This is a genomic window from Mycolicibacterium arseniciresistens (genome assembly GCF_030519285.1).
In the GTDB taxonomy this organism is placed as follows: Bacteria; Actinomycetota; Actinomycetes; order Mycobacteriales; family Mycobacteriaceae; genus Mycobacterium; species Mycobacterium arseniciresistens.
Map to the genome: position 1 here is coordinate 1 of NZ_JAUMSQ010000093.1, position 23,686 is coordinate 23,686.

At 69.1% G+C, this 23,686-nt stretch carries 19 protein-coding genes; 7 read left to right on the top strand and 12 right to left on the bottom strand.

Translation table 11 applies throughout. From position 1 onward, the window contains the following. Nucleotides 1-92: 92 nt before the first annotated feature. The 9 genes from Q2100_RS14105 to Q2100_RS14145 form a co-directional block, all read right to left on the bottom strand. Nucleotides 93-587, bottom strand: a complete 495-nt coding sequence (locus tag Q2100_RS14105) for a methylated-DNA--[protein]-cysteine S-methyltransferase (RefSeq protein WP_302914573.1) — start codon at nucleotides 585-587, stop codon at nucleotides 93-95. Beyond that, nucleotides 584-2,074, bottom strand: a complete 1,491-nt coding sequence (locus Q2100_RS14110; RefSeq protein ID WP_302914574.1) for a DNA-3-methyladenine glycosylase 2 family protein — start codon at nucleotides 2,072-2,074, stop codon at nucleotides 584-586. Before Q2100_RS14110 ends, Q2100_RS14105 begins: the two co-directional genes overlap by 4 nt. Nucleotides 2,075-2,158: 84 nt before the next feature. Next, nucleotides 2,159-4,168, bottom strand: coding sequence for a fatty acid desaturase (locus Q2100_RS14115; RefSeq protein ID WP_302914575.1), 2,010 nt, complete (start codon nucleotides 4,166-4,168; stop codon nucleotides 2,159-2,161). A gap of 122 nt (nucleotides 4,169-4,290) precedes the next feature. Further along, nucleotides 4,291-5,541, bottom strand: a complete 1,251-nt coding sequence (locus Q2100_RS14120; RefSeq protein ID WP_302914576.1) for a PucR family transcriptional regulator — start codon at nucleotides 5,539-5,541, stop codon at nucleotides 4,291-4,293. A 61-nt stretch (nucleotides 5,542-5,602) separates the two neighbouring features. Next, a complete protein-coding gene (locus tag Q2100_RS14125; RefSeq protein WP_264013362.1) occupies nucleotides 5,603-5,908 on the bottom strand; it encodes a hypothetical protein in 306 nt (101 codons plus the stop codon). 2 nt (nucleotides 5,909-5,910) lie between these two features. Then, nucleotides 5,911-6,567 carry a DJ-1/PfpI family protein gene (locus Q2100_RS14130; RefSeq protein ID WP_302914577.1) on the bottom strand — a complete coding sequence of 219 codons (657 nt, stop codon included), beginning with the start codon at nucleotides 6,565-6,567 and terminating at the stop codon, nucleotides 5,911-5,913. Between the two features lie 97 nt (nucleotides 6,568-6,664). Further along, nucleotides 6,665-7,726, bottom strand: coding sequence for a M48 family metallopeptidase (locus Q2100_RS14135; protein ID WP_302914578.1), 1,062 nt, complete (start codon nucleotides 7,724-7,726; stop codon nucleotides 6,665-6,667). Between the two features lie 90 nt (nucleotides 7,727-7,816). Further along, a complete protein-coding gene (locus Q2100_RS14140) occupies nucleotides 7,817-9,640 on the bottom strand; it encodes a fatty acyl-AMP ligase (RefSeq protein WP_302914579.1) in 1,824 nt (607 codons plus the stop codon). A gap of 60 nt (nucleotides 9,641-9,700) precedes the next feature. Then, nucleotides 9,701-11,305 carry an adenylate/guanylate cyclase domain-containing protein gene (locus Q2100_RS14145; protein ID WP_302914580.1) on the bottom strand — a complete coding sequence of 535 codons (1,605 nt, stop codon included), beginning with the start codon at nucleotides 11,303-11,305 and terminating at the stop codon, nucleotides 9,701-9,703. A 49-nt stretch (nucleotides 11,306-11,354) separates the two neighbouring features. Here Q2100_RS14145 and nucS point away from each other — a divergent pair, with 49 nt between their 5' ends. Both nucS and Q2100_RS14155 read left to right on the top strand, forming a co-directional pair. Beyond that, nucleotides 11,355-12,026, top strand: coding sequence for an endonuclease NucS (nucS, locus tag Q2100_RS14150; protein WP_264013357.1), 672 nt, complete (start codon nucleotides 11,355-11,357; stop codon nucleotides 12,024-12,026). A gap of 18 nt (nucleotides 12,027-12,044) precedes the next feature. Beyond that, a complete protein-coding gene (locus Q2100_RS14155; RefSeq protein ID WP_302914581.1) occupies nucleotides 12,045-12,341 on the top strand; it encodes an Rv1322 family protein in 297 nt (98 codons plus the stop codon). A gap of 6 nt (nucleotides 12,342-12,347) precedes the next feature. Here Q2100_RS14155 and mce read toward each other — a convergent pair whose 3' ends face one another. After that, nucleotides 12,348-12,824 (bottom strand): methylmalonyl-CoA epimerase, encoded by a 477-nt coding sequence (gene mce, locus Q2100_RS14160; RefSeq protein ID WP_264013355.1) that lies wholly within the window; start codon nucleotides 12,822-12,824, stop codon nucleotides 12,348-12,350. Between the two features lie 92 nt (nucleotides 12,825-12,916). Here mce and Q2100_RS14165 point away from each other — a divergent pair, with 92 nt between their 5' ends. From Q2100_RS14165 to Q2100_RS14175, 3 genes are all read left to right on the top strand, one after another. Continuing rightward, nucleotides 12,917-14,095 (top strand): acetyl-CoA C-acetyltransferase, encoded by a 1,179-nt coding sequence (locus Q2100_RS14165; protein ID WP_302914582.1) that lies wholly within the window; start codon nucleotides 12,917-12,919, stop codon nucleotides 14,093-14,095. 68 nt (nucleotides 14,096-14,163) lie between these two features. Then, entirely contained in the window at nucleotides 14,164-14,559 is a 396-nt protein-coding gene (locus Q2100_RS14170) for a DUF3817 domain-containing protein (protein ID WP_264013353.1), read from the top strand. A 13-nt stretch (nucleotides 14,560-14,572) separates the two neighbouring features. Beyond that, the gene (locus Q2100_RS14175; RefSeq protein ID WP_302914583.1) at nucleotides 14,573-15,478 is read left to right on the top strand and encodes a tetratricopeptide repeat protein; all 906 of its coding nucleotides are present in this window, start codon (nucleotides 14,573-14,575) and stop codon (nucleotides 15,476-15,478) included. On the opposite strand, the gene glgB is transcribed toward Q2100_RS14175, so the two are convergent. Both glgB and Q2100_RS14185 read right to left on the bottom strand, forming a co-directional pair. Continuing rightward, nucleotides 15,472-17,721 (bottom strand): 1,4-alpha-glucan branching protein GlgB, encoded by a 2,250-nt coding sequence (gene glgB / locus Q2100_RS14180; protein WP_302914584.1) that lies wholly within the window; start codon nucleotides 17,719-17,721, stop codon nucleotides 15,472-15,474. The two genes, Q2100_RS14175 and glgB, sit on opposite strands and share 7 nt — an antisense overlap. 8 nt (nucleotides 17,722-17,729) lie before the next feature. Beyond that, nucleotides 17,730-19,817 carry an alpha-1,4-glucan--maltose-1-phosphate maltosyltransferase gene (locus Q2100_RS14185; RefSeq protein WP_302914585.1) on the bottom strand — a complete coding sequence of 696 codons (2,088 nt, stop codon included), beginning with the start codon at nucleotides 19,815-19,817 and terminating at the stop codon, nucleotides 17,730-17,732. A 215-nt stretch (nucleotides 19,818-20,032) separates the two neighbouring features. Here Q2100_RS14185 and Q2100_RS14190 point away from each other — a divergent pair, with 215 nt between their 5' ends. Next, nucleotides 20,033-22,651, top strand: coding sequence for a glycosyltransferase family 1 protein (locus Q2100_RS14190; RefSeq protein WP_302914586.1), 2,619 nt, complete (start codon nucleotides 20,033-20,035; stop codon nucleotides 22,649-22,651). Further along, complete coding sequence (locus Q2100_RS14195) at nucleotides 22,648-23,505, top strand: Vgb family protein (RefSeq protein ID WP_302914587.1); 858 nt, start codon at nucleotides 22,648-22,650, stop codon at nucleotides 23,503-23,505. The genes Q2100_RS14190 and Q2100_RS14195 overlap by 4 nt, the downstream gene beginning before the upstream one ends. Nucleotides 23,506-23,686: the final 181 nt, after the last annotated feature.

Here is a 23,686-nt window from a genome sequence, read left to right on the forward strand (position 1 = left end):
TCCCCGGCCCTCCGATTTCGATCGGAGGGCCGGGGCATTTGTATTTCTGGATACCGAATCAGCTGTTCGGCAATTGCGCAATAATGGCAGAGTTATTCGAACAATGCCGGCACGGCGCGACGCTTTTCCAAGTCGAGCAATGCCCTTTTCTTGGCGAGTCCGCCACCATATCCGGTGAGGCTGCCATTCGAGCCGATGACACGGTGACAGGGCACGATGATGCCGACCGGATTGTGTCCATTAGCCAGGCCGACCGCCCGGAATGCGCCCGGAGAGCCGATCTCTCGCGCGATCTCGCCGTAGGTCCTGGTTTCCCCGTACGGAATGGTCAACAACGATTCCCACACACGCCGCTGAAACGCGGTCCCGACCAGGTCGAGATCGAGGTCGAAGTCGATGCGATCCCCGGCGAAGTACGCCTCGAGCTGGCCGACCGCATCGGGAAAGGCTTCGTCGTCGGGTTCCCAGCCGTTTCTGTCGGGTTCATAGGTCTGGTCGACCATCCGCAGATGCCGGAGTCGTCCGTCGACGCCGGCCAGGGTCAGCAGGCCGACGGGGCTGTCCACGGTGCGGAACCGCACGGTCATGATGCCTTCTCCTTCGGGGGCCACTGGTTCACGGCGTGGTCGAGTGACGTCCACAGGTGCTGGGTGGCGTATGCCCGCCACGGCCGCCAGCGGCTGCTGTATTCGATGAGGGGCTTCGGATCGCCGGGCAGACCCAGCTTCTCGGCCGCCAGACGGACGCCGAGGTCGCTGGCGGGGAAGGCGTCGGGATCGCCGAGGCCGCGCATCGCGATCACCTCGGCGGTCCACGGCCCGATCCCCGGGAGGGCGAGCAGTGCCTCGCGGGCACGGACCCAGTCGCAACCCGCGTCGAGCGTGACGATGCCCTCGGCGAGGGCGTTGACCATGCCGAGCAGCGACCGCCGTCGCGCCGTCGGGAACGCCATGTGTGCCGGGTCGAGATCAGCCAGGTCATCGACGCCGGGGAATACGTGGGTCAGGCCGCCGCCCGGGTCTTCTACCGTCCTGCCGTGCCGGGCGACGATACGGCCGGCGTGCGTACCGGCGGCCTTCACCGAGACCTGCTGACCGAGCACCACCCGGATGGCCAACTCCGCCTCGTCTACCGTGCGGGGGATGCGTTGTCCCGGCGCCTTCGCCACGAGGGCACGGAGCCGCTCGTCGGCGCTCAGCGAATCGATCACCGCTTCGGGATCGGCATCGAGGTCGAGCAGTCGACGGCAGCGGGCGATCGCCGTGGCCAGGTCGCGCAGGTCGTCGAGTATGAGCTCGCACCGGACGTGGTCGGGATGCGGTGTGAGCGATACGATCCCGCAGCCCGACGGCAACCGCAGGGTGCGGCGGTAGGCGCCGTTGCGCACCTCCTCGACCCCCGGGATCGCGCTCGCCGCCAGATGCCCGAACAGTCCTTCGAAGGCGAACGGGGTGCGCACCGGTAGCCGCAGGGACATCGCACCGGGGGCTGCCGGCGTCCGGCCGAATCGTGCGCTCGCCCGCAGTCGCAGCGCCGTGGGCGTGAGGTCGCAGACGGCGCGGACGGTGTCGTTGAACTGTCGGATGCTGGCGAACCCGGCGGCGAAGGCGACGTCGCTGAACGGCAGGTCCGTGGTCTCGATCAGGACGCGCGCGGTCTGGGTGCGCTGCGCCCTGGCAAGGGCCAGCGGGTTGGCGCCGACCTCTGCCTGCAGGATGCGTTGCAGCTGACGGGTGGTGTAGCCGAGTCGTGCGGCCAGGCCGGTGACCCCGTCGCGGTCGACGGTGCCGTCGGCGATCAGCCGCATCGCCCGGGCCACCACGTCGCCGCGGATGTTCCACTCCGGTGACCCCGGTGAGGCGTCCGGGCGGCAACGCTTGCACGCGCGGAAGCCGGCGGCCTGCGCCGCGGCCGCGGTGGGGTAGAAGCGCATGTTGCGGGCGAACGGCGGACGCACCGGGCAGCTCGGCCGGCAGTAGATCCCGGTGGTGAGCACGGCGGTGACGAACCAGCCGTCGAAGCGGGCGTCCTTCGACTGCACCGCCCTCAGGCACCGCTCGAAATCCTCGTGCACACCTCGACTCTTACACGTCGCCTCTGACATCACTGGCGGAAAACCGACATGGTCGTGGCGAGCCGGACCTCGTTGACACGCCCCTCAGCCGTCGTAGTCGACTGCGACCGTCGGCGTGGTGGGACGGGACTGACATGTCAGGACGAAGCCGGCCTTGATCTCGGCGGTGCTGAGTGCGAAATTCTGCTCCATCGACACCGCTCCCATCGTCACCCTGGCCTTGCATGTGCCACACGCACCGCCAAGACACGCATACGGCGCTTCGATGTCGTTCTTCAGCGCGGACTCGAGCACGGTTTCCCCCGCGGCGAGTCCGACGGTGTGATCCTCGCCGGACAGCGTGATGGTCACCTCGGAGTCGGCATGGTCGTCGCGGTGTGGACGCCGGTCTGAGCCACGGAACAACTCCAGGTGTGTCCGCTCCGTCGGCACCCCCTCCGACGCGAGATCATCACGCATCGTCGTGACGAGATCGCCAGGGCCGCACAGGTACCACCGGTCGATCGACATGACGTCGCCCGCCAACAGTCGTCGAACCAACGCGAGGTCGATGCGGCCGCGAAGCGAAGCGGGGTGGTGCGCATCGACCGAGCGGACGTGGAAGACGCGCAACCGGTCGGCGTATCGGGCCTCCAGCTCATCGAGTTCGGCGGCGAACATGGTCGATTCGGCGGTTCGGTTGCCGTAGAAGAGGGTGAAGCGACTCTCGGTCTCGATTTCCATCGTGGTGCGCACGATCGACAGGATCGGTGTGATGCCGCTGCCCGCCGCGACCGCGACATTCTCCCGCCGAGCAAGCGGATCGAGGGGTGCGCCGAAGCTCCCCGTTGGCGTCATCAGTTCCAGAACATCACCGGCGCGCAGCGATTCGACCGCGAATGTCGAGAACCTCCCACCCTCGATCAGCCGCACACCGATCGCCAATTCGTCCGAGGCGGCCGAGGTGCAGATCGAGTAGTTCCGTCGCACCTCTTCTCCGGCGATGCGATGCCTGACGGTCAGGTGTTGGCCCGCCTGGAACCGGAACTGGTCGCGCAGGTGCTCTGGCACGTCGAAGGTGACTTCGACGCTGTCTGGCGTCAGCGGCTCGACGCATCTGACAGCGATCGGGTGCGTGCCGGCGTGGCGTGCCGCAGAGGATTGCGGCATCCGGACCGGGAGCAGCGCAGCCAATTTGCCGTTGAGGCGTTTCCACTCGTGATACTGCGCGGAGTCGAGCTGCTGCCCGAACACGGTGCTGATCGCCGAATCTCGCTCGAGGTACGCAGCCTCGTTGCGGCGCCAGGCAGCCACGTAGCGGTAGAACGGGATGGAGGGGTGCAGGTGGTGGACCAGGTGATAGTTCTGTGACAGGAGCAGGGGTGTCAGGATCCACTCCGAGCCGACGCGATTGCGCGTCGCGCGGTAGCGGTTCTCGCGTTGGGTCTCTTCCAGGTCGTGGTGGGGTAGCCAGTCGAACCACCACGCCAGCACGAAGATCGCCACCCGCTCGGGAATCAGGTAGATCACCGCGAGCGTCCAGAGCTGCCCGCCGTAGGCGGCCGCCACGATCACCGTCACCGAGAAGACCATCAGGGCAACGGTTTCGACGATCTCGGCGCGCGGCCGCCTGCGCAGGTTGCGTACCAGGAAGCCGATGTAAGGCAGGTCCATCGCCGGGAAGCGGATGGGCAGCTGCCACCAGGGCGCGGCGCTGACGAAGTGGTCGGGATCGGACGCGCCGTCGTTGGTGTTGCGGTGATGCTCGATGTGGATGAACGCGAACGACTTGAAAGAGATCAGCGGCGAGACGAAGAACATCGCCACCCGGCCGAACACGACGTTGACCCAGCGGTGCGAGCTGATCGAGTAATGCGAGGCGTCGTGCAGCACGGTGAACAGCACGAAGATCGCCACGGCGCTCGCCGCGATGGTCGCGATTGCGGGCAGGGCGTCGGCGAGGGCAGCCCAGGTCGACGCGCCGAAGAGCGCAATCGCGAAGGTGAAGATGCCGACGATCGGCCAGGACAGGGTCGGAACCTGCTCGCCCGGATTCGGCAAGGCGTGCTGCGAGGCCGCCGCCGGGGTTCGGGGGTGTTGAGCCGTGGGCATCATCGGAGTCCTCCGCGCTTGGGATGAGATGCCTCGAAAGCTACAAACCGTGGGCATCGGGCAACAAGGCCCTCACAGCCCTCTCCGGTGTGCTGCGAGCACATCCTCGTCGCGCTCGAGCGCGATCAGTGCGGCGACGATTCGCGAAGCACAGAGGCCCCCAGCACGTCACAGACGAGCAGAGCGGTGTGCAACTCGGCGATCTCGGCCGTCGCCGGCCGGCCCCTGCGCTCCTCGGCGCGACGCACCCGTTGCAGGACCGTGTTCCGGTGGATCCCGAGCCTGCCTGCCGCGGTCACCAGACTTCCCTGCGCGTCGAGAACCGCCAGGAGCGCGGCGCGCTCGCCGCGCTCCTTGGCGCCGTCTCGTGCGAGATCGCCGAGCTGAGCGGCGACGAAGGCCCTGGCCGCGTCCAGGTCGCGCGAGATGGCGTCCACCAGTGCGACTTCGCCGAACTCCGTGATCGACGGTGCCGCGCGCCCCGACAGCTCGACGACTCTGCGAGTGCGCAGGGCCTCGAGATGGGAAGTGCGAAATCCGGCAGCGCCTGGGTGGGGCGAGCCCACCGCGATGTGAACTCTCGCACCTCCGCCTGGTGAATCCTCCGCCACGCCTGCCGCCGGCGTTCTCGCGCTGCCGGTGACCGACACCCATCCCCACACTCCGAGCGGGCCGTCCGCCACGACGAGCGTGTGTGCCGATCCGAGTGACCGGCCGACCTGCCTGGCGAGCCCCTCGAGGTCGACGCCGCGGTCCTCGACCCAGCACACGAAACCGATCTGCCGACCGGTGAGCCGGTGACCCAGAACGCGTTCGGCCCGAGCACTGTCGACACGTTCTCCGGCGAGCAGCGCCCGCACGACATCCGCGCGCTCGGCTCTCACCTGATTCTGGCGCCGGTCGAGCTCGGCGACGTACTCGGCGGCCACCAGGCTGGAGATGCGGTCGATGTACCCGAACGCGAACCGCTCGAGATCGGCGAAGGTCCTCAGCGCAGCAGCGGGGTCGTCGATCGTGTCGGGAAGCGAGTCGGCGAGCTTTTCGGTGAAGTACTCATGGCCCAACCGGTAGAACCGCAACATCACATCCACGCTGTGCCCCCGTGATGCCATGGCTCGCGCATGTTCCAGCGCCGTCACCGGCGCTTCCGCGGCCGCCACGTCGATGCCATGACGGAACATCGACAGCGCCGCTTCGAGATTCGACGAGCACGAGCCCAGGGTCAAGCCGCGGAGCTCGGCATCCCCGCCGACTTCCGGTATCCGCTCGACCAGGTACATGAGCATGTCGTCGGCCAGGCTGGACACGTCCGCCAGCAGGAACGCAGCGATACCGCGTCCCACGACCGCGCCGCGGGCCGGCTCCAGCGCGTCCATGTCTGCACACTAACGCCGACCGCGCGGCGACAGCCGGCCGTTCACGATCGCCGCGAAAGTCTCAGCGGCGGCGCACGCCCGACACCGCCGACCGTGGTAACCGACCCGCCCGCGAATGTCCGGTGAACCGGTCGCCGTCGACGAGCACGTCGAAGGCGAGGTTGAGTCGCATCGGTCTGGTCACCGTCTGCCGCCAGCTGACCTGCCGGCCGTCGTCGGCGACGACGATGTCGGTCACCTCCACGGTCTCGTGCCTGCCTGCGGCGCTGCCGGTGATCACGCCGTCCCGGTCGGCGAAGCTGTACACGATCTGCAGCGATCCCACCGGCGTCTTGATGGTGACGTCCCAGTCGCCCACGATGTCCATGCTCAGACGGCCTTCGGTTTGCGCCCGGTGTCGGTCCACACCGTGCCGCGGCGCTCGTAGGCGAACATCTGCTCGACGGCCAGCGGGATGCGGGGACCGTAACTGCGGCCGAGCAGGTGCAGCGCCAGGTCAAGACCGGAGGTCACCCCGCCGGCGGTGACGAGGTCACCGTCGTCGACCACGCGGGCATGCACCGGTACCGCACCGGTGGCCTCGAGCACATCGACACCGAGGTGGTGGGTGTTGGCATGGCGACCGTCGATCAGGCCGGCCATGGCAAGTGCGAGCGACCCGCCGCAGACCGTCGCCACGGTGATGTCGGGATTCTGCATCGCCCGGCGCATCAACGGCACCGCTTCGGTCTCGCCGAACCGGGCGAGCAGGACCGGGATCGTCTCGGCGCCCTCGTCGGGATCGCCTTCCAGCGGGCCGGACGCGCCGGGCACGATCACGAAGCCGGGCTTGGCCGGATCGAGCTGGGCGGTGGCCTGCAACGTCAGGCCGCGCGAACCGCTGACCACCGGCCGCGGCCCCTCGGCGGACACCAGCACGACGTCGAGATCACCTCCGGCATAGTCACTTCCGGCCACCAGCACCTCGTAGGGCGCGATGACGTCGAGGGGGTCGAAGCCGTCGAACAACACGATCTGTGCACGCATGGCTGCCATGGTCGAGGTTCGCTGAACGCCGGGAAAGGGACCGCGAGGCCAGGAGACGCCGGGAAATTGCCAGCCGACGGGCAGATGTCGCTCGCGGCTAGCTCTCGGGAGGCCCGCCGTTCGCCCGTCGCCAGCCGGCCACCTTGCGGCCGAACGAATCAGCGGCGTTGGTGGCGACCCGTCCGACCCCGTCGACGACGCCGGACACTCCATCCCGCAGGCCACGGACCAGCGGGTCCTCGGACTGGTCGAACCCGTCCCGATAGGTGCGCGCGGCCGCACCGACATCGTCACTCCACGAGGCGGACTCGTCCTCGACGCGCCGCGGGTAGTCGCCGCCGAGCACTGCGCCGTAGCCGCCGGAGTCCACCCACTGGGTCAACGCGGCCGCCCGCAGCACCGAGAAGGGATGGGTCCGCAACTCCAGGTTGAGCAGCTTGAGCAGGCCGTCGCGCATGTCACCGGTGCGGTCGTACTCGCGGGCCTGGGCGAGGAACGCCTGCGAGTCCATCTTGTCGAGCCGGCCGCCGCCGGCCAGCTTCAGCTGGACCCGGATCGCGGCATCGAAGTCCTGGCTGCACAGCAGGCCGGCCCGGTCGCCCGACAACTCCGATTTGCGTTGCCATTCCATGAGTGCCGCCACGATCGCCCGCAGTGCCCAGCCGCCGATCGGGATGAACCCGAACGACGATGCCAGCCGCATCAGGTGCATGAGCATGGTGCGGTACACGGCGTGCCCGCTGAGTGCGTGGCCGAGTTCGTGTCCGATGATGAAGCGCATCTCCTCGGTGCTCATCAGGTCGTACATCCCGGAGGTGATCACGATGAAGGGTTGGTCCATGCCGATCGTGTAGGCGTTCGCCGTCGGTGACTGCAGCACGAAGAGTTCCGGTTCGACGGGCGCGTCGAGCACGGCGACGCAGTCCTCGAGCAGCGCGTCGAGGTCGGCGAACTGGCGCGGACCGACGCGGGCGGCGCTGGCCAGGTACAGCAGCCGGTGCTGGCGCTCACGAAGCATGCCGGACAACACCTTCAGGATCTGGTCGAAACCCTTGAGCCGGCGCAACGCGGTGAGCGCGATGCGGTCGGCGGGGTGTTCCCAGGCGCGTGAGCTGATGCCCGGGAACGGGCGTCGTGTCAGCACAGGTGTCTCGGTCATCGGCCGCCCTTCTCGTCTGTCAGTTCACGCTAGGACATCCGGTGAAGGGTTCGGCGCACCAAATTCGGCGCACGGTACGGGCACTCGCGCTCAGGCGGTGGACCTGGTCGTGAAGCCACCCGAGAGGTACTCGCTGCGGCAGGCGCGGCGGGCCAGCTTTCCGCTCGTGGTGCGGGGGATGACGCCGGCCTGCGCGAAGCGGACGTCGGCGACGGTCACTCCGTGGCGGCGCGCGACCGCGTCGCCGATCGCGGTGATCTGCGGCGCAGGGTCGGCACGTCGCGTGCCCGACGCGCGTTCGGCGACGATCACCAGCCGGTCACCGGGCGTGCCGAACGCCGCGGCGTAACCCCGGCGCACCATGGGGGACGCCTCTGCGGCGGTGTGTTCGATGTCCTGCGGGTAGTGCTGCCTGCCGTCGATGACGATCAGGTCGGCCAGCCGGCCGGTGACGTACAACTCCCCGTCGAGGTGCACCCCCAGGTCCCCGGTGCGCAACCATCCGGCCCCGGCTGGGACGCCGTCGGCATGGCTTCCGGATTCGAGCCGTGACGCGAGCGCGGCGTCGAAGGCGTGGCTCGATTCCTCTGGGCGCCGCCAGTAGCGCCGGGCGATGTTGTCGCCGCGCAGCCAGATCTCGCCGATGTGCCCGTCGGCCAGCTCGGCGCCCGTTTCGGGATCGGCGATCAGCGCCCACTGGCTGCGCGCCACCTGGCCGCAGGACACCTGCGGAACGGTTCCGTCGGCGTCGGCCCCTGCGTTCGCTGTGGTCCGCACCGCCCTGCCCTCGGCCATCAGCTTGCGGTCGAAGTGCACCACCTCCGCACGCGCCGACGGTGCGATGGTCGACACGAACAGCGTCGCCTCGGCGATGCCGTACGACGGCTTGATCGCCTGCGGCGGTAGCCCGTACGGCGCGAAGGCCGCCTCGAAGGCGCGGATCGCCTCGATGCTCACCGGCTCGGAGCCGATGATCATCACGACGTTGCTCAGGTCGATGTCCTCGCCGGCGTCGGGCAGGCCGCGCTGCGCGGTGAACTCGTAGGCGATGTTGTGGGCGGCGGTGACGACCCGGCCGCGCCGCGAACCGTCCGACAGTGCCCGGATCCACCGCTGCGGCCTGCGGATGAAGGCGGTGGGGGACAGCAGCGTCGAATGGCCGCCGTACACGGCCGGGAAGCCGATCATCGACAGTCCCATGTCGTGATACAGCGGTAACCAGCTGACCCCGTGGGTGTTGCGGTCCAGCAGGTCGATGGACAGGATCATCTGCAGCAGGTTGGTGCCGACGTTGCGGTGGGTGATCTCGATGCCGACGGGTGACCGCGTCGATCCGGAGCTGTACTGCAGGTGCGACACGTCGTCGACGTCGAGCGTGACCGGGCTGAAGGCGGCGCCGGCGGAGTCGGGCACCTCGTCGACGACCACGATCTCCACCGCCCGCCCGAAGTCGCGCTGCGCCAGATAGTCGCGGACCCCTTCGGCGGCGGAGGCGGTGGTGAGCACCGCCGACGGTCGCGCGTCGCGCATGGCGACGTCGAGGCGCTCGGCGTGACCCTGGAGCTCCGGGGCGAACAACGGCACGGCGATCATCCCCGCCTTGACGGCGGCAAAGAAGCCGGCGATGTAATCGAGGCCCTGCGGGGCCAGCACCGCCACCCGGTCACCGCGCGCGGCGATGCGCTGCAGGGTCGCGCCGATCGCCCGCAGCCGGTGGCCGAGCTGCGACCACGTCAGCTCCACGGCGTGACCGTCGGCCGCGCCGGTGTGATCGAGGTAGCGGTATGCGACCTCGTCGCCGACGCTTGTGATGTTGCGTTCGATCAGCGAGATCAGGTTCACCCCGGGCGGCAGCACGATGCCGCCGTCGGCGTCCAGGCAGTCCTCGATCTGCAGCAGGCCCTCGGTGGTCATGCCACTGAGTGTAGTAAGCGTTACGCGCAGTATCACTAACCTGCGGGACGGTGTGACGGATCAGACGGGCAGGGCCAGCCGGGTGGGCTCGTCGTGGCCCCGCAGCGTCACCGTGTCACCCAGTGACCAGTGCTCCCGCTCGTCGTCGGTGGCGTTGGACACCGCATCCGCCGACGCCACCAGCCGGGCGTCGGTGTCCTTCGCGAGCTCACACAACCGCGCGGCCTCGTTGACCGGTTCGCCGATCACGGTGTACTCGAAGCGTTCCCTGGCGCCGACGTTGCCCGCCACCACCTCGCCGGCCGCCACGCCGATGCCGGCCTGGCATTCCGGCACCTCGTCACACAGCCGCCGGGCGATGGCGCGCGCGGCCGCCAGGGCCTCGTCCTCGGCGTTCTCGAGCGCGACCGGGACGCCGAACACCGCGAGCGCCGCGTCGCCCTCGAATTTGTTGACGAAACCGTGATGCCGGTCCACCTCTTCGACGATCACCGCGAAGAACCGGTTGAGCAGTTCCACCACCTCGACGGCCGGCCGAGCGGTGACCAGTTGCGTCGAGCCGATGATGTCGACGAAAACGACTGCGGCATGGCGTTCCTCACCGCCGAGCTTGATCTTCTGCTGCTCGGCTGCCAGCGCCACCTCGCGCCCGACGTGCCTGCCGAACAGGTCGCGCACGCGTTCGCGTTCGCGCAGCCCGTGCACCATCGAGTTGAAGCCGCGCTGCAGCTCACCGAGTTCGGTGCCGTCGAAGACGACCAGTTCGCAGTCGAGGTCACCCTCCTCGACATGCTTGAGCGCGGATCGCACGACGCGCACGGGTGTCGCGATGAGCCAGGCCAACAACCACATCAGGATCATCCCGAACAACAGGGCGACCACCGCGATGATCATCACGGCCACGGCGAACTGGGTCGCACTGAGATTCTGCAGCGAGACCGAGAACACCGCGAGCAGCAGGATGCCCAGCACGGGCACGCCCGAGCCGAGCAACCAGACGGTCATCGTCCGGCCCATCACCCCGTGCGCCAGCCGCCGCGGTGGTCGGCCCGCCTCGAGCGCCTCGGCGGCGACCGGCCGCAGGGCGAACTCGGTGATCATGTAGCAGGCGGTGGCCACCACGATGCCGGGGAAGCCCACCGCGAACAGGAAGCGGGGGATGAAGGCGGAGTTCTGCAGGCCGTACAACAGCGTGAACAGGGCGGTGCCGACGCCCCAGAGCAGAAGGAGCTTCTTGGCCACCCGCCATGGAGCGGCGAAGACGTTCTGCTGGTCGGTCTTGGTGGGTCGACGCTCCTCGATCGACCACCGCAGCGAACCCACGGTGCGCGAGGTGATCCACGCGGTGCCGAGCAGCAGCGCAACCAGCATGTACGCCGGGACGACACCCCAGGTCAGCCAGGCCGGTGCGTCGGTGAAGACGCTGGGAACCGGGATGGCGACGGCATTGAGCAGCAGTGACACCCCGATGCCGAGGATGTTGGTGAACAGCAGGAAGAACGTCAGGATGACCTGGATGCGGATACGCCTGCGGTGCTGGCTCTCCGAGGGCTTGCCGAGCAGCCAGGAGCCGTAGTCCGGCGTGCCGGCGAGCCGACCGCTCTGACGGGTGACCGCCTCCAACACCTTGCCCAGCCGCTGTGGCACGCTCGTCTTGGTGGTCATCGTGATGTCAGAGTAATTCGCAGCCGCCCGAGACCCTAAGGTTGTCGACGTGCGACTCGTGATCGCCCAGTGCACCGTCGACTACGTCGGCCGCCTCACCGCCCATCTGCCGTCAGCTCGCCGGCTGCTGCTGGTCAAGGCCGACGGGTCGGTGAGCGTGCACGCCGACGACCGGGCCTACAAGCCGCTGAACTGGATGAGCCCGCCGTGCCGACTCGTCGAGGACACCGACGGGCCGCTGCCGGTGTGGGTGGTGGAGAACAAGGCGGGCGAGCAACTGCGCATCACCGTCGAGGCGGTGGAGCACGACTCCAGTCACGACCTCGGCATCGACCCGGGGCTGGTCAAGGACGGGGTCGAGGCGCACCTGCAGAAGCTGCTGGCCGAACACGTCGAACTGCTCGGTGTCGGGTACACCCTCGTGCGCCGCGAGTACATGACCGCCATCGGCCCGGTCGACCTGCTGTGCCGCGACGAGACCGGACGCTCGGTCGCCGTCGAGATCAAACGGCGCGGCGAGATCGACGGTGTCGAGCAGCTCACCCGCTACCTGGATCTGCTCAACCGGGACTCACTGCTGGCGCCCGTCAGTGGGGTGTTCGCCGCCCAGCAGATCAAGCCGCAGGCCCGTACTCTCGCCGTTGATCGCGGGATTCGCTGCGTCACACTGGATTACGATCAGATGCGCGGGATGGACAGCGACGAGTACCGGCTGTTCTGAGCCCGTAGACTCGGCGGCATGCCCAGGCGCCGGACTCCGCCGAGGCGGCCGCGCCCGCTGCCACCGTCCCTCGCCACGCGGCGGGTCGAGACGGGACCGGACGGCTTCGACTACGAGGTGCGGCCGATCGCCGGGTCACGCGCCACCAAGGTCTACCGGTGCCCCGGCTGTGATCACGAGATCAGAGTCGGGACAGCGCATCTGGTGGTGTGGCCGGCGGACGCGGGGGAGTCGGCGGTCGATGACCGCAGGCACTGGCACACGCCGTGCTGGGCGAACCGGGCCCACCGGGGCCCGACGCGACGCTGGTCGTGACCGGCGTCAGTGCTCGGTGTCCGCCGCGGGCTCGACGAGTTCGATCAGCACTCCGCCGCCGTCCTTGGGGTGGATGAAGTTGATCCGCGAGTTCGAGGTACCCCGACGCGGCACGTCGTAGAGCAACCGGATGCCCTGCTCGCGCAGGCGCTCGGTGAGCGCGTCGATGTCGCTGACGCGGTAGGCGAACTGCTGCAGGCCGGGACCGCGCTTGTCGATGAACTTCGCGATGGTCGACGTCTCGTCGAGTGCCGCCATCAGCTGGACCTGGGAGCTGCCCTTGGGAGCGCCGCGCACCGACAGCATCGCCTCGCGGATGCCCTGCTCCTCGTTGACCTCTTCGTGCAGCACGATCATGCCGAGATGATCGTGATACCACTTGATCGCGGCGTCGAGATCCGGCACTGCGATGCCCACGTGGTCGATAGCCGTGACCAGGGCCGTGGCGAGGACTGGACGGGCGTCAACTTGATCGGCGGTCATAACGCAAAGGTAACCTAAGGGCCTCGGTTTCGATACTGACGGTCTAGTGGATAGCCTCGTCGGAGCCGCTCTAAACCGTGATGGAGGTTGGTATGACGACGTCGGTGATCGTTGCTGGAGCCCGCACACCGGTAGGCAGGCTGATGGGTTCGCTGAAAGACTTCTCGGGCAGCGATCTGGGGGCCGTCGCCATCAAGGCCGCGCTCGAGAAGTCGGGCGTCGCCCCGTCGGCCGTCGAGTACGTGATCATGGGCCAGGTGCTGACCGCGGGTGCCGGGCAGATGCCCGCCCGTCAGGCCGCAGTGGCCGCAGGCATCCCCTGGGACGTGCCTGCCCTGACCATCAACAAGATGTGCCTCTCGGGCATCGACGCGATCGCCCTGGCCGACCAGCTGATCCGCGCAGGGGAGTTCGACGTGGTGGTGGCCGGCGGCCAGGAGTCGATGAGCCAGGCGCCGCACCTCCTGGTGAACAGCCGGGCCGGATACAAGTACGGCGACGTCACCGCGGTCGACCACATGGCCTACGACGGCCTGCACGACGTGTTCACCGACCAGCCGATGGGCGCGCTCACCGAGCAGCGCAACGACGTCGACCAGTTCACGCGCGCCGAGCAGGACGAGTACGCGGCGCAGTCCCATCAGCGGGCGGCCGCGGCGTGGAAGGACGGGGTGTACGCCGACGAGGTGGTGCCGGTGTCGATCCCGCAGCGCAAGGGCGATCCGATCGAGTTCACCGAGGACGAGGGCATCCGGGCCAACACCACCGCAGAGTCGCTGGCCGGGCTCAAGCCGGCGTTCCGCAAGGACGGCACCATCACCGCGGGATCGGCGTCGCAGATCTCCGACGGCGCCTGTGCCGTCGTCGTGATGAACAAGGCCAAGGCCGAGGAACTGGGATTGAGCTGGCTCGCCGAGATCGGCGCCCACGGCGTGGTCGCCGGACCCGACTCCACGCTGCAGAGCCAGCCCGCCAACGCCGTCAAGAAGGCGATCGCCAAGGAGGGCATCACCGCCGACCAGCTCGACGTGATCGAACTGAACGAGGCCTTCGCGGCGGTCGCCCTGGCCTCCACCAAGGAACTCGGCGTCGATCAGGAGAAGGTCAACACCAACGGTGGGGCCATCGCGATCGGCCATCCGATCGGGATGTCCGGCGCCCGCATCACCCTGCACGCGGCGCTCGAACTCCAGCGCACCGGCGGGAACTACGCGGTGGCCGCGTTGTGCGGCGCGGGCGGGCAGGGCGACGCCCTGATCCTGCGCCGCTGAGGTTGCGCGACCGCCGGGCGGCACCGCGCTACGACGAGGCGTAGTAGCTGGCTCGCCGATCAGGCACAATGGCGGCCATGACACGTGCTTTCGATCTGCGTTCGGTGGCCGGGTGGCTGCGCCTGGTCGGTCTGCTGGAGGCGGTCAGCTGGGTCGGTCTGCTGGTCGGGATGTACTTCAAGTACGTCGGAAGCCCCAGCACCGAGATCGGCGTGAAGATCTTCGGGCCCATCCACGGCGGCATCTTCATCGGGTTCGTCGTGGCAGCGGTGGCCGCCGGTGTGGCGTTCCGGTGGGGCGTCACGACATGGTTGCTGGCGTTGCTGGCCAGCGTCGTGCCACTGGCCACTGTGATCTTCCTCATATGGGCCGACCGGACCGGCCGGATGGGGCCCGCCGCCGCGTCCGCGGCTGCGTCGGCGCCGATCTCGCAACCGGGCCGGACGGCACCGGAAACAACGTGACAGACTTGGTCGCGTGACTCGTCCACGACCTTCCGTCGGGCCCGCACTGGCCGGTGCGGTTGACCTTTCGGCGCTCAAGCAGCGCGCCGCCGCACCCACCGAAGCGACCGCGCCCGGTGGTCAGGGTGGCGCATACGTCACCGAGGTCACCGAGGCCAACCTCGAAGCCGAGGTGCTGGTCCGGTCCAGCCAGGCGCCCGTCGTGGTGCTGCTCTGGACGCCGCGCAGCGACGCCAGCGTGGCGCTCGGCGAGGCCCTCACGGCGCTCGCGGCCGACGACGGCGGCAAGTGGTCGCTGGCGCTGGTGAACGTCGACACCACACCACGGGTGGCGCAGATGTTCGGTGTGCAGGCGGTGCCCACCGTTGTCGCGCTCGCCGGCGGACAGCCGATCTCGAGCTTCCAGGGCGCTCAGCCCGCGGAGCAGTTACGCGGCTGGATCGACTCGCTGCTCGAGGCGACCGCCGGGAAGCTCTCCGGCACAGGCGATGCCGAACAGCCCGAGCAGGTCGACCCCGCGGTCGCGCAGGCTCGCGAGCACCTCGACGCCGGTGACTTCGACGCCGCACTCTCGGCCTACCAGGCGATACTGGACGCCACTCCGAACCATCCGGAGGCCAAGGGCGCGGTGCGCCAGATCGTGTTCCTGCAGCGCGCCACCGCTCACGATCCCGACGCGGTGACGGCGGCCGACGCCGCCCCCGACGACATCGACGCCGCGTTCGCCGCTGCCGACGTGCAGATCATGCAGCAGCAGGTCGAGCCCGCATTCGACCGGCTGATCGCCCTGGTCAAGCGCACCGCCGGCGACGACCGCACGAAGGTCCGCACGCGGCTGATCGAACTGTTCGACCTGTTCGACGCCGCCGACCCCGAGGTGATCGCCGGCCGCCGCAAGCTGGCCAACGCGCTCTACTGAGCGTCTCCGCGCTCGAGGCCGGGTTGCTCGTACTCGAACCACAGCGCGGCCAGCGGCGGCAGCACCATCATCGCGGACGCCGGCCGGCCGTGCCAGGGATCGTCGGTGGCCTCGACCGCGCCGAAGTTGCCGATGCCCGAACCGTGGTAGACGTCGGCGTCGGTGTTGAGCACCTCGCGCCAGGTCCCCGTGTGCGGCAGCCCGAGGCGGTACCGCGAGTGCTCGGATCCGGAGAAGTTGAACACGCACGCCATCACCGAGCCGTCGTCGCCGTAGCGCAGGAAGCTCAGGACGTTGTTCGCCGAGTCGTTGGCGTCGATCCAGGAGTAGCCCTCCGGCGTGGTGTCGCGCGACCACAGTGCCCGGCGGCTGCCGTAGATGCCGTTCATGTCGCGCATCATCCGCAGGATCCCGTCGGAGAAGCCCTGCTCGTCGAGCTGCCACCAGTCCACGCCGCGTTCCTCGGACCATTCGGCACGCTGACCGAACTCCTGGCCCATGAACAGCAACTGCTTACCCGGATGCGCCCACTGGTAGGCCAGCAGGCCGCGGATCCCCGCCGCCTTGGCGTGGTCGTCGCCGGGCATCCGGCCCCACAGCGTGCCCTTGCCGTGCACGACCTCGTCGTGGCTGATCGGCAGGACGAAGTTCTCGCTGAACGCGTAGATCATCGAGAAGGTGATCTCGTGGTGGTGGAAGCTGCGGTGGATCGGGTCGCGGCTGATGAACGCCAGCGTGTCGTTCATCCAGCCCATGTTCCACTTCATCGAGAAGCCGAGGCCGCCGAGGTTCGTCGGCCGGGTGACGCCGGGCCATGACGTGGACTCCTCGGCGATCGTGACGATGCCGGGGGCGACCTTGTGCACCGTGGCGTTCATCTCCTGCAGGAACTGCACCGCCTCGAGGTTCTCCCGGCCGCCGTAGATGTTGGGCGTCCAGCCACCTTCGGGGCGCGAGTAGTCCAGGTAGAGCATCGACGCCACCGCGTCCACCCGCAGCCCGTCGACGTGGTACTCCTGCAGCCAGTACAGCGCGTTGGCCACCAGGAAGTTGCGAACCTCGGACCGGCCGAAGTCGAAAACGTAGGTGCCCCAGTCCAACTGCTCACCACGACGCGGATCGGCGTGTTCGTAGAGCGCGGTGCCGTCGAACCGGCCGAGCGCCCAGGCGTCTTTCGGGAAGTGCGCGGGCACCCAGTCCACGAGCACGCCGATGCCGGCCTGGTGCAGCGAGTCGACGAGGTGCCGGAATTCGTCGGGGCTGCCGAACCGCGAGGACGGCGCGTAGTACGACGTCACCTGGTAACCCCAGGAGCCGCCGAACGGATGCTCGGCGACGGGCAGCATCTCGACGTGGGTGAAGCCCTGTTCGACGACGTACTGCGTGAGCTGCTCGGCGAGTTCGGTGTAGCTCAGGCCGGGCCGCCACGAGCCGAGGTGCACCTCGTAGGTGCTCATCGGCTCGAACACCGGATTGCGCAGCGCGCGCCGGGTCATCCAGTCGTCGTCGGCCCACGTGTAGTGGCTCTGCGTGACACGCGACGCCCGCTGCGGCGGCACCTCGGTGGCGAAGGCCATCGGGTCGGCCCGCTCGGTCACCACGCCGTCGGCGCCGTGCACCCGGAACTTGTACAGCCCGTCGGCGGGGAAGTCGGGCCAGAACAGTTCCCACACGCCGGTGGAACCCAGCACCCGCATCTGCGCCTCGGTGCCGCTCCAGTGATTGAAGTCACCGATCACGCTGACGCCCTTGGCATTCGGCGCCCACACCGCGAACGACACGCCCTCGACCACGCCGTCGGCGGTGGTGAAGCTGCGCGGATGCGCCCCGAGCACCTCCCACAGTCGCTCGTGGCGGCCCTCGGAGAACAGGTGTAGGTCCACCTCGCCGAGGGTCGGCAGGAACCGGTAGGCGTCGGCGGTGCGGTGCACGTGCGGCGTCTCGCCGCCGTGGTCGTAGCTCACCTCGAGCCGGTAGTCGACGAGCCCGGTGAAGGGCAGCGCCACCGCGAACAGGCCGCTCTCGATGTGGGAGAACACGTGCCGGTCGCCGCCGACGACCGCGACCACCTCGAGGGCGTGCGGCCGGTAGGCACGCAGCACCGTGTGGTCGTCGTACTCGTGCGCGCCGAGCACCGAGTGCGGGTCGTGGTGTTCGCCGGACAGCAGGCGGTTCAGGTCGGCGGTGTGTGGCCGCAGATGCGGACTGGTGACCTCGTTGGTCAGGTCGGGGGCCTTAGCCATGGTGTCGATCACTCCCTACGAAGCAGGTTGAGTCGTTGTTCGGCCGGTATCTGGGGCATGTTGAACACGTGTGCCACCGCCTTGGCGGGGTCGAGGCGCACGTAGTTCGACTGACCCCACTGGTATTCCTCGCCGCTGATCTCGTCGCGCACCCAGAAGCGGTCGTAAGGTTGCATTCCCAATGCGGCCATGTCCAACCACACGGTGGCCTCCTCGGGCCCGAACGGGTTGAGCGTGATCACCACCAGCACCTGGTCACCGGTGACCGGGTCGAACTTGCTGTAGGCCATGACCGCGTCGTTGTCCGGGTAGTGGAACGCGATGGTGCGCAGCTCGTGCAGCGCCGGATGCACCCGGCGGATCTCGTTGAGCCGGGTGATGAACGGCTCCAGCGACTCGCCGTCGGCCATGGCCGCGTCGAAGTCGCGGGGCCGCAGCTCGTACTTCTCCGAATTCAGGTACTCCTCGCTGCCCTCGCGGACCGCCCGGTGTTCGAACAGCTCGAAGCCCGAATAGACGCCCCAGGTGGAGCTCATTGTCGCCGCCAGCACCGCGCGGATGGCGAACATGCCGGGCCCGCCGTGCTGCAGGCTCTCGTGCAGGATGTCGGGGGTGTTCACCCACAGGCTCTGCCTGCAGTAGTCGGCGTGCTCGGCGATCTGCTGGCCGAACTCGGTGAGCTCCCACTTCGCGGTGCGCCAGGTGAAGTACGTGTAGGACTGCGTGAAGCCCAGCTTGGCCAGGCCGAGCAGCCGCGCCGGCCGGGTGAACGCCTCGGCCAGGAAAAGCACGTCCGGATCCTCGCGCTTGACCTCGCCGATCAGCCAGGCCCAGAAGTTCGGCGGCTTGGTGTGCGGGTTGTCGACGCGGAACACCTTGACGCCGTGCGACACCCAGTACCGCACCACCCGCAGCACTTCCTCGTACAACCCGGCCGGGTCGTTGTCGAAGTTCAGCGGATAGATGTCCTGGTACTTCTTCGGCGGGTTCTCCGCGTACGCAATGGTCCCGTCGGGCAGCACGGTGAACCACTCGGGGTGGTCGCGCGCCCAGGGGTGGTCGGGGGCGCACTGCAGGGCGAGGTCGAGTGCCACCTCGAGGCCCTCGTCGCGCGCGGCGGCGACGAACCCGTCGAAGTCCTCGATCGTGCCGAGGTCCGGATGCACGGCGTCGTGGCCGCCCTCGTCGCTGCCGATCGCCCACGGCGAGCCCACGTCATCGGGGGCCGCCGTCACGCTGTTGTTGCGGCCCTTGCGGTGCACCTTGCCGATCGGGTGGATGGGCGGCAGGTAGACGATGTCGAAGCCCATCCTGGCTACCCGGGGAAGTGCCTTGGTGGCGGTGGCGAACGTCCCGTGCACCGGATGGCCCTGATTGTCCCAGCCGCCGGTGGACCGCGGGAACAACTCGTACCACGAGCTGAACCGGGCCAGTGGCCGGTCCACCCACACGCCGTATTGCTCACCGCGGGTGACCAATTCGCGCAGCGGATACTCCGCGAGCATCTCCATCAGGTCCGGGGCGAGGGCTGCGCCCGCACGGGTGAACGGATCACCCGGCTCGCGCAGCTGGGCGGCCGCCTCGGCCAGCGGGTACCGATGTTGGCGCGGTACACCCGTGGCCGCGCGGTCCAACAGCTTGGCGCCGACCAGCAGATCGTTGTTCAGCTCGGCCTCGCTCTGGCCGGCGTCGAGCTTGGCGGTGACCGCTTTTCGCCACGTCGCGATCGGGTCACCCCAACCGTCCACCCGGTATGTCCACAACCCCACCCGGTCGGGCACGAACTGCCCGTGGAACACGTCGGGTGTGCGCCCGGGCGCCATCGGCAGCGCCTGCGGCCGCACCTTCGCCTGCGGGTTGACGACCTCCTGGATCGGCACGGGTTCGCTCGGGCTGACCCGGACCGCCGGCGCCTCGGCGAGGTCGGGGTAGCCGGTGCCGTGATAGCGCACCACCAGGGTCGCCGCCACCGCGTCATGGCCCTCGCGCCACACCGTGGCCCGGACCGGAACCACCTCGCCGACGACCGCCTTGGCCGGATACCTGCCGTTTGACACGACGGGCGCGACGTCATCGATACCGATACGACCGGCCACCCACCTGCTCCTCACACTGGCGCGGCCACCGGGACCGCGGATGTTCGAGATCGAGGTACGAGAAAGCTCGTACGAACGCCGCGGTGGTCTGATGCCGACACCGCGAAGTCCCTGAGCGCCCTATACCCACCGTAGTGTCCGGCCCAATCAAACGAGAGGGATCGGATGTGGGCAGCGCACTGCGCCGCCCGGATTTGTCAGTAAGGTTGAGCCACGTGAAAGCCCTGCGAAGGTTCACTGTCCGCGCCCATCTACCGGATCGGTTGTCGGCGCTGGAACGCCTGTCCATCAACCTGCGCTGGTCCTGGGACAGGCCCACACAGGACCTGTTCGCGGCCATCGACCCGGACCTGTGGCGCCGGCTCGGCTGTGATCCGGTCGCGCTGCTCGGCGGGGTCAGCCCGAAACGTCTGGACGCCCTCGCCGTCGACGAGTCCTTCCTGCGCCGGCTCGACGGGCTGGCCGCCGATCTGGACGACTACCTGACCCGTCCGCTGTGGTACCAGCAGGTTCAGGCGGACGGCGCGACTGAGTTCCCGTTGCCCAACGGCATCGCGTACTTCTCGATGGAGTTCGGGGTGGCCGAGGTGCTGCCGAACTACTCCGGAGGTCTCGGCATCCTCGCGGGCGACCACCTCAAGTCGGCGTCCGACCTCGGCCTGCCGCTGATCGCGGTCGGCCTGTACTACCGGTCGGGCTACTTCCGGCAGTCGCTGACCGCCGACGGGTGGCAGCGCGAGAACTATCCGTCGCTGGATCCGCAGGGCCTGCCGTTGCGGCTGCTGACCGACGCGGCGGGCGATCCGGTGCTCGTCGAGCTGGCCCTGCCCGACGACAACCCGCTGCGGGCCAGGGTGTGGATCGCGCAGGTGGGCCGGATCCCGTTGCTGCTGCTGGATTCCGACATCCCGGAGAACGACCACGACCTGCGCGGTGTGACCGACCGGCTCTACGGCGGCGACCAGGAGCACCGCATCAAGCAGGAGATCCTCGCCGGCATCGGCGGGGTGCGGGCGATCCGGGCGTACACCGAGGTGGAGGGCCTGCCCTCGCCGGAGGTGTTCCACATGAACGAGGGCCACGCCGGCTTCCTCGGAGTCGAACGCATCCGTGAGTTGATCGACGCCGGGCTGGACTTCGACACCGCTCTCACCGTGGTGCGGTCCTCGACCGTGTTCACCACCCACACGCCGGTGCCCGCGGGCATCGACCGGTTCCCGGTCGAGATGGTCAAGCGCTACTTCGGTAGCGCGCCGGGCACCCCATCGGGTGCGGACTCCCGGCTGCTGCCGGGGGTGCCGCTGGACCGGGTGATCGCGTTCGGGGAAGAGGACGACCCGGCGAAGTTCAACATGGCCCACATGGGACTGCGGCTGGCCCAGCGTGCCAACGGGGTGTCGCTGCTGCACGGACGGGTCAGCCGCGAGATGTTCAACGAACTGTGGCCGGGCTTCGACCCCAACGAGGTGCCGATCGGGTCGATCACCAACGGCGTGCACGCGCCGACGTGGGCGGCGCCCGAGTGGATCGAACTGGGCCGGGAGATGCTCGGCGCGGACAACCTGGACTCGCTGCGCGAGCCCGACACCTGGCAGCGGTTGCAGGAGGTCGACTCCGGCCACCTGTGGTCGATCCGGTCGAAGCTGCGCCGCGCCCTGGTCGAGGACGTCCGGGCGCGGGTGCGCCGCTCGTGGCTGGAACGCGGCGCCTCCGATGCCGAACTCGGATGGATCGCAACGGCTTTCGATCCTGATGCGCTCACCATCGGGTTCGCCCGCCGGGTGCCGACCTACAAGCGGCTGACGTTGATGCTGCGCGACTCCGACCGGCTCGAGCGCCTGCTGCTCGACACCGAGCGGCCGATCCAGCTGATCGTGGCAGGTAAGTCGCATCCCGCCGACGACGGCGGCAAGGCGCTGATCCAGCAGATCGTGAAGTTCGCCGACCGGCCCGAGGTGCGCCACCGGATCGCGTTCCTGCCCGACTACGACATGTCGATGGCACGCCAGCTGTACTGGGGCTGCGACGTCTGGCTGAACAACCCGCTGCGGCCGCTCGAGGCGTGCGGCACGTCCGGCATGAAGAGCGCACTCAACGGCGGACTCAACCTGTCGATCCGCGACGGGTGGTGGGACGAGTGGTACGACGGCGAGAACGGCTGGGAGATCCCGACAGCCGACGGGCTGGCCGACGAGACCCGCCGCGACGACCTCGAGGCCGCCGCCCTCTACGACCTACTCGAGAAGTCGGTGACGCCGAAGTTCTACGACCGCGACGAGCACGGTGTGCCGACCCGGTGGGTGGAGATGGTCCGGCACACCCTGCAGGCGCTGGGACCGAAGGTGCTCGCGTCGCGGATGGTGCGCGACTACACCGAGAAGTACTACGCACCCGCGGCCCGGTCGCTGCGCAGGACCGTGGAGCCCGTGAACGGAACGGCCTTCGGCGCGGCCGGGGAACTGGCCGACTACCGGCGGCGGGCCGCAGAGGCGTGGCCGAAGATCCAGATCACCGACGTGGACAGCTACGGCCTGCCCGATACGCCGCTGCTGGGCTCCGAGCTGACGCTGACCGCCAACGTCCAGCTGGCCGGGTTGCGGCCCGACGAGGTCACCGTGGAGGCGGTGCTCGGCCGCGTCGACGAGAGCGACGCGCTGAAGGACCCGGCCACGGTGGCGATGGCGCACACCGGCACCGCCGACGGCGGCACCGAGGTGTTCTCCACCACCACGCCGCTGCCCGTCGCGGGCCCGGTGGGCTACACGGTTCGGGTGCTGCCGCACCATCCGCTGCTGGCCGCCGACAACGAGCTCGGCCTCGTCACGCTGGCGTGAGTGCCCTCAAGGTCGCGCTCGACGGCGGGCCGTACGCGCTGGCGGCGGGTCCGGACCGGGCGATCTGGGTGACGCTCGTGCACGGCGGCGCCGTCGCCCGGATCGGCGGGGACGGCAGGCCGGACGACGACGTGACGGTGTACCCGGTGGCGCCCGGCTCGCGGCCGTCGCTGATCACCGCGGGCCCGGACGGCGCGATGTGGTTCACCCGCACCGGCGACGACCGCATCGGCCGCATCACCACCGAGGGGGAGCAGACCTCCTTCCCGGTGGCCGACGGCAGTGGGCCGTACGGCATCACCGCGGGCCCCGACGGTGCGCTGTGGTTCACCGGCACCACGTCGGGGGAGGTCGGCCGCATCACCACCGACGGCCGGGTCACCCGCGAGGCCGGGCTCGGCGGCTTCCCCGCGATGATCACCGCCGGCCCGGACGGTGCGCTGTGGTTCACCCTCAACCAGGGCAACGCCGTCGGCCGGCTCGAACCGGCGGGTGATCTGACGGTGCGCGAGCTGCCGACCAGCGGCGCAGGTCCGGTCGGTATCGCCGCCACCCACGACGACGCGGTGTGGTTCACCGAGATCCTCGCCGAGAAACTCGGCCGCATCCCGATGGACGGGGCGATCGAGGAACTCGACCTGCCCGGCAAGCCGCACGCCGTGATCGCCGACCCCGCCGACGGGGTGTGGGTGAGCCTGTGGGGGTCCAGCCAGATCGCCCGGGTGAGCGGCGACGGCGAGGTGATCACCATCGATCTGCCGCCCGGAAGCGAGCCGCACGGGCTGGCGATCGGACCGGACGGGGCACCGTGGATCGCGCTGGAGACCGGGTTCGTGCTGCGGCTGCCGATCTGACGCCGCGGACGTTCTAGCGGCTATCCGTAAACCCGTGACGTAGCTCGCGGTAGGTTCGGCGCTGTGACGGATCGGGGACGGTGGTGGCGGGCACTCACAGCGGTGGCCGCGGCGGGATGGATGTGCGCGACGCTGGGCGGGCTGTCGCCGACCGCGGCCGCGGAACCCGAACCGCAGCCGG

Excerpts from the sequence above, each read along its gene's own strand:
- Q2100_RS14105 (WP_302914573.1), bottom strand. The coding sequence starts at position 587 with ATGACCGTGCGGTTCCGCACCGTGGACAGCCCCGTCGGCCTGCTGACC.
- Q2100_RS14115 (WP_302914575.1), bottom strand. The coding sequence starts at position 4,168 with ATGATGCCCACGGCTCAACACCCCCGAACCCCGGCGGCGGCCTCGCAG.
- Q2100_RS14120 (WP_302914576.1), bottom strand. The coding sequence starts at position 5,541 with ATGGACGCGCTGGAGCCGGCCCGCGGCGCGGTCGTGGGACGCGGTATC.
- Q2100_RS14125 (WP_264013362.1), bottom strand. The coding sequence starts at position 5,908 with ATGGACATCGTGGGCGACTGGGACGTCACCATCAAGACGCCGGTGGGA.
- Q2100_RS14130 (WP_302914577.1), bottom strand. The coding sequence starts at position 6,567 with ATGCGTGCACAGATCGTGTTGTTCGACGGCTTCGACCCCCTCGACGTC.
- Q2100_RS14135 (WP_302914578.1), bottom strand. The coding sequence starts at position 7,726 with ATGACCGAGACACCTGTGCTGACACGACGCCCGTTCCCGGGCATCAGC.
- Q2100_RS14140 (WP_302914579.1), bottom strand. The coding sequence starts at position 9,640 with ATGACCACCGAGGGCCTGCTGCAGATCGAGGACTGCCTGGACGCCGAC.
- Q2100_RS14145 (WP_302914580.1), bottom strand. The coding sequence starts at position 11,305 with ATGACCACCAAGACGAGCGTGCCACAGCGGCTGGGCAAGGTGTTGGAG.
- Q2100_RS14155 (WP_302914581.1), top strand. The coding sequence starts at position 12,045 with ATGCCCAGGCGCCGGACTCCGCCGAGGCGGCCGCGCCCGCTGCCACCG.
- mce (WP_264013355.1), bottom strand. The coding sequence starts at position 12,824 with ATGACCGCCGATCAAGTTGACGCCCGTCCAGTCCTCGCCACGGCCCTG.
- Q2100_RS14165 (WP_302914582.1), top strand. The coding sequence starts at position 12,917 with ATGACGACGTCGGTGATCGTTGCTGGAGCCCGCACACCGGTAGGCAGG.
- Q2100_RS14170 (WP_264013353.1), top strand. The coding sequence starts at position 14,164 with ATGGCGGCCATGACACGTGCTTTCGATCTGCGTTCGGTGGCCGGGTGG.
- glgB (WP_302914584.1), bottom strand. The coding sequence starts at position 17,721 with ATGGCTAAGGCCCCCGACCTGACCAACGAGGTCACCAGTCCGCATCTG.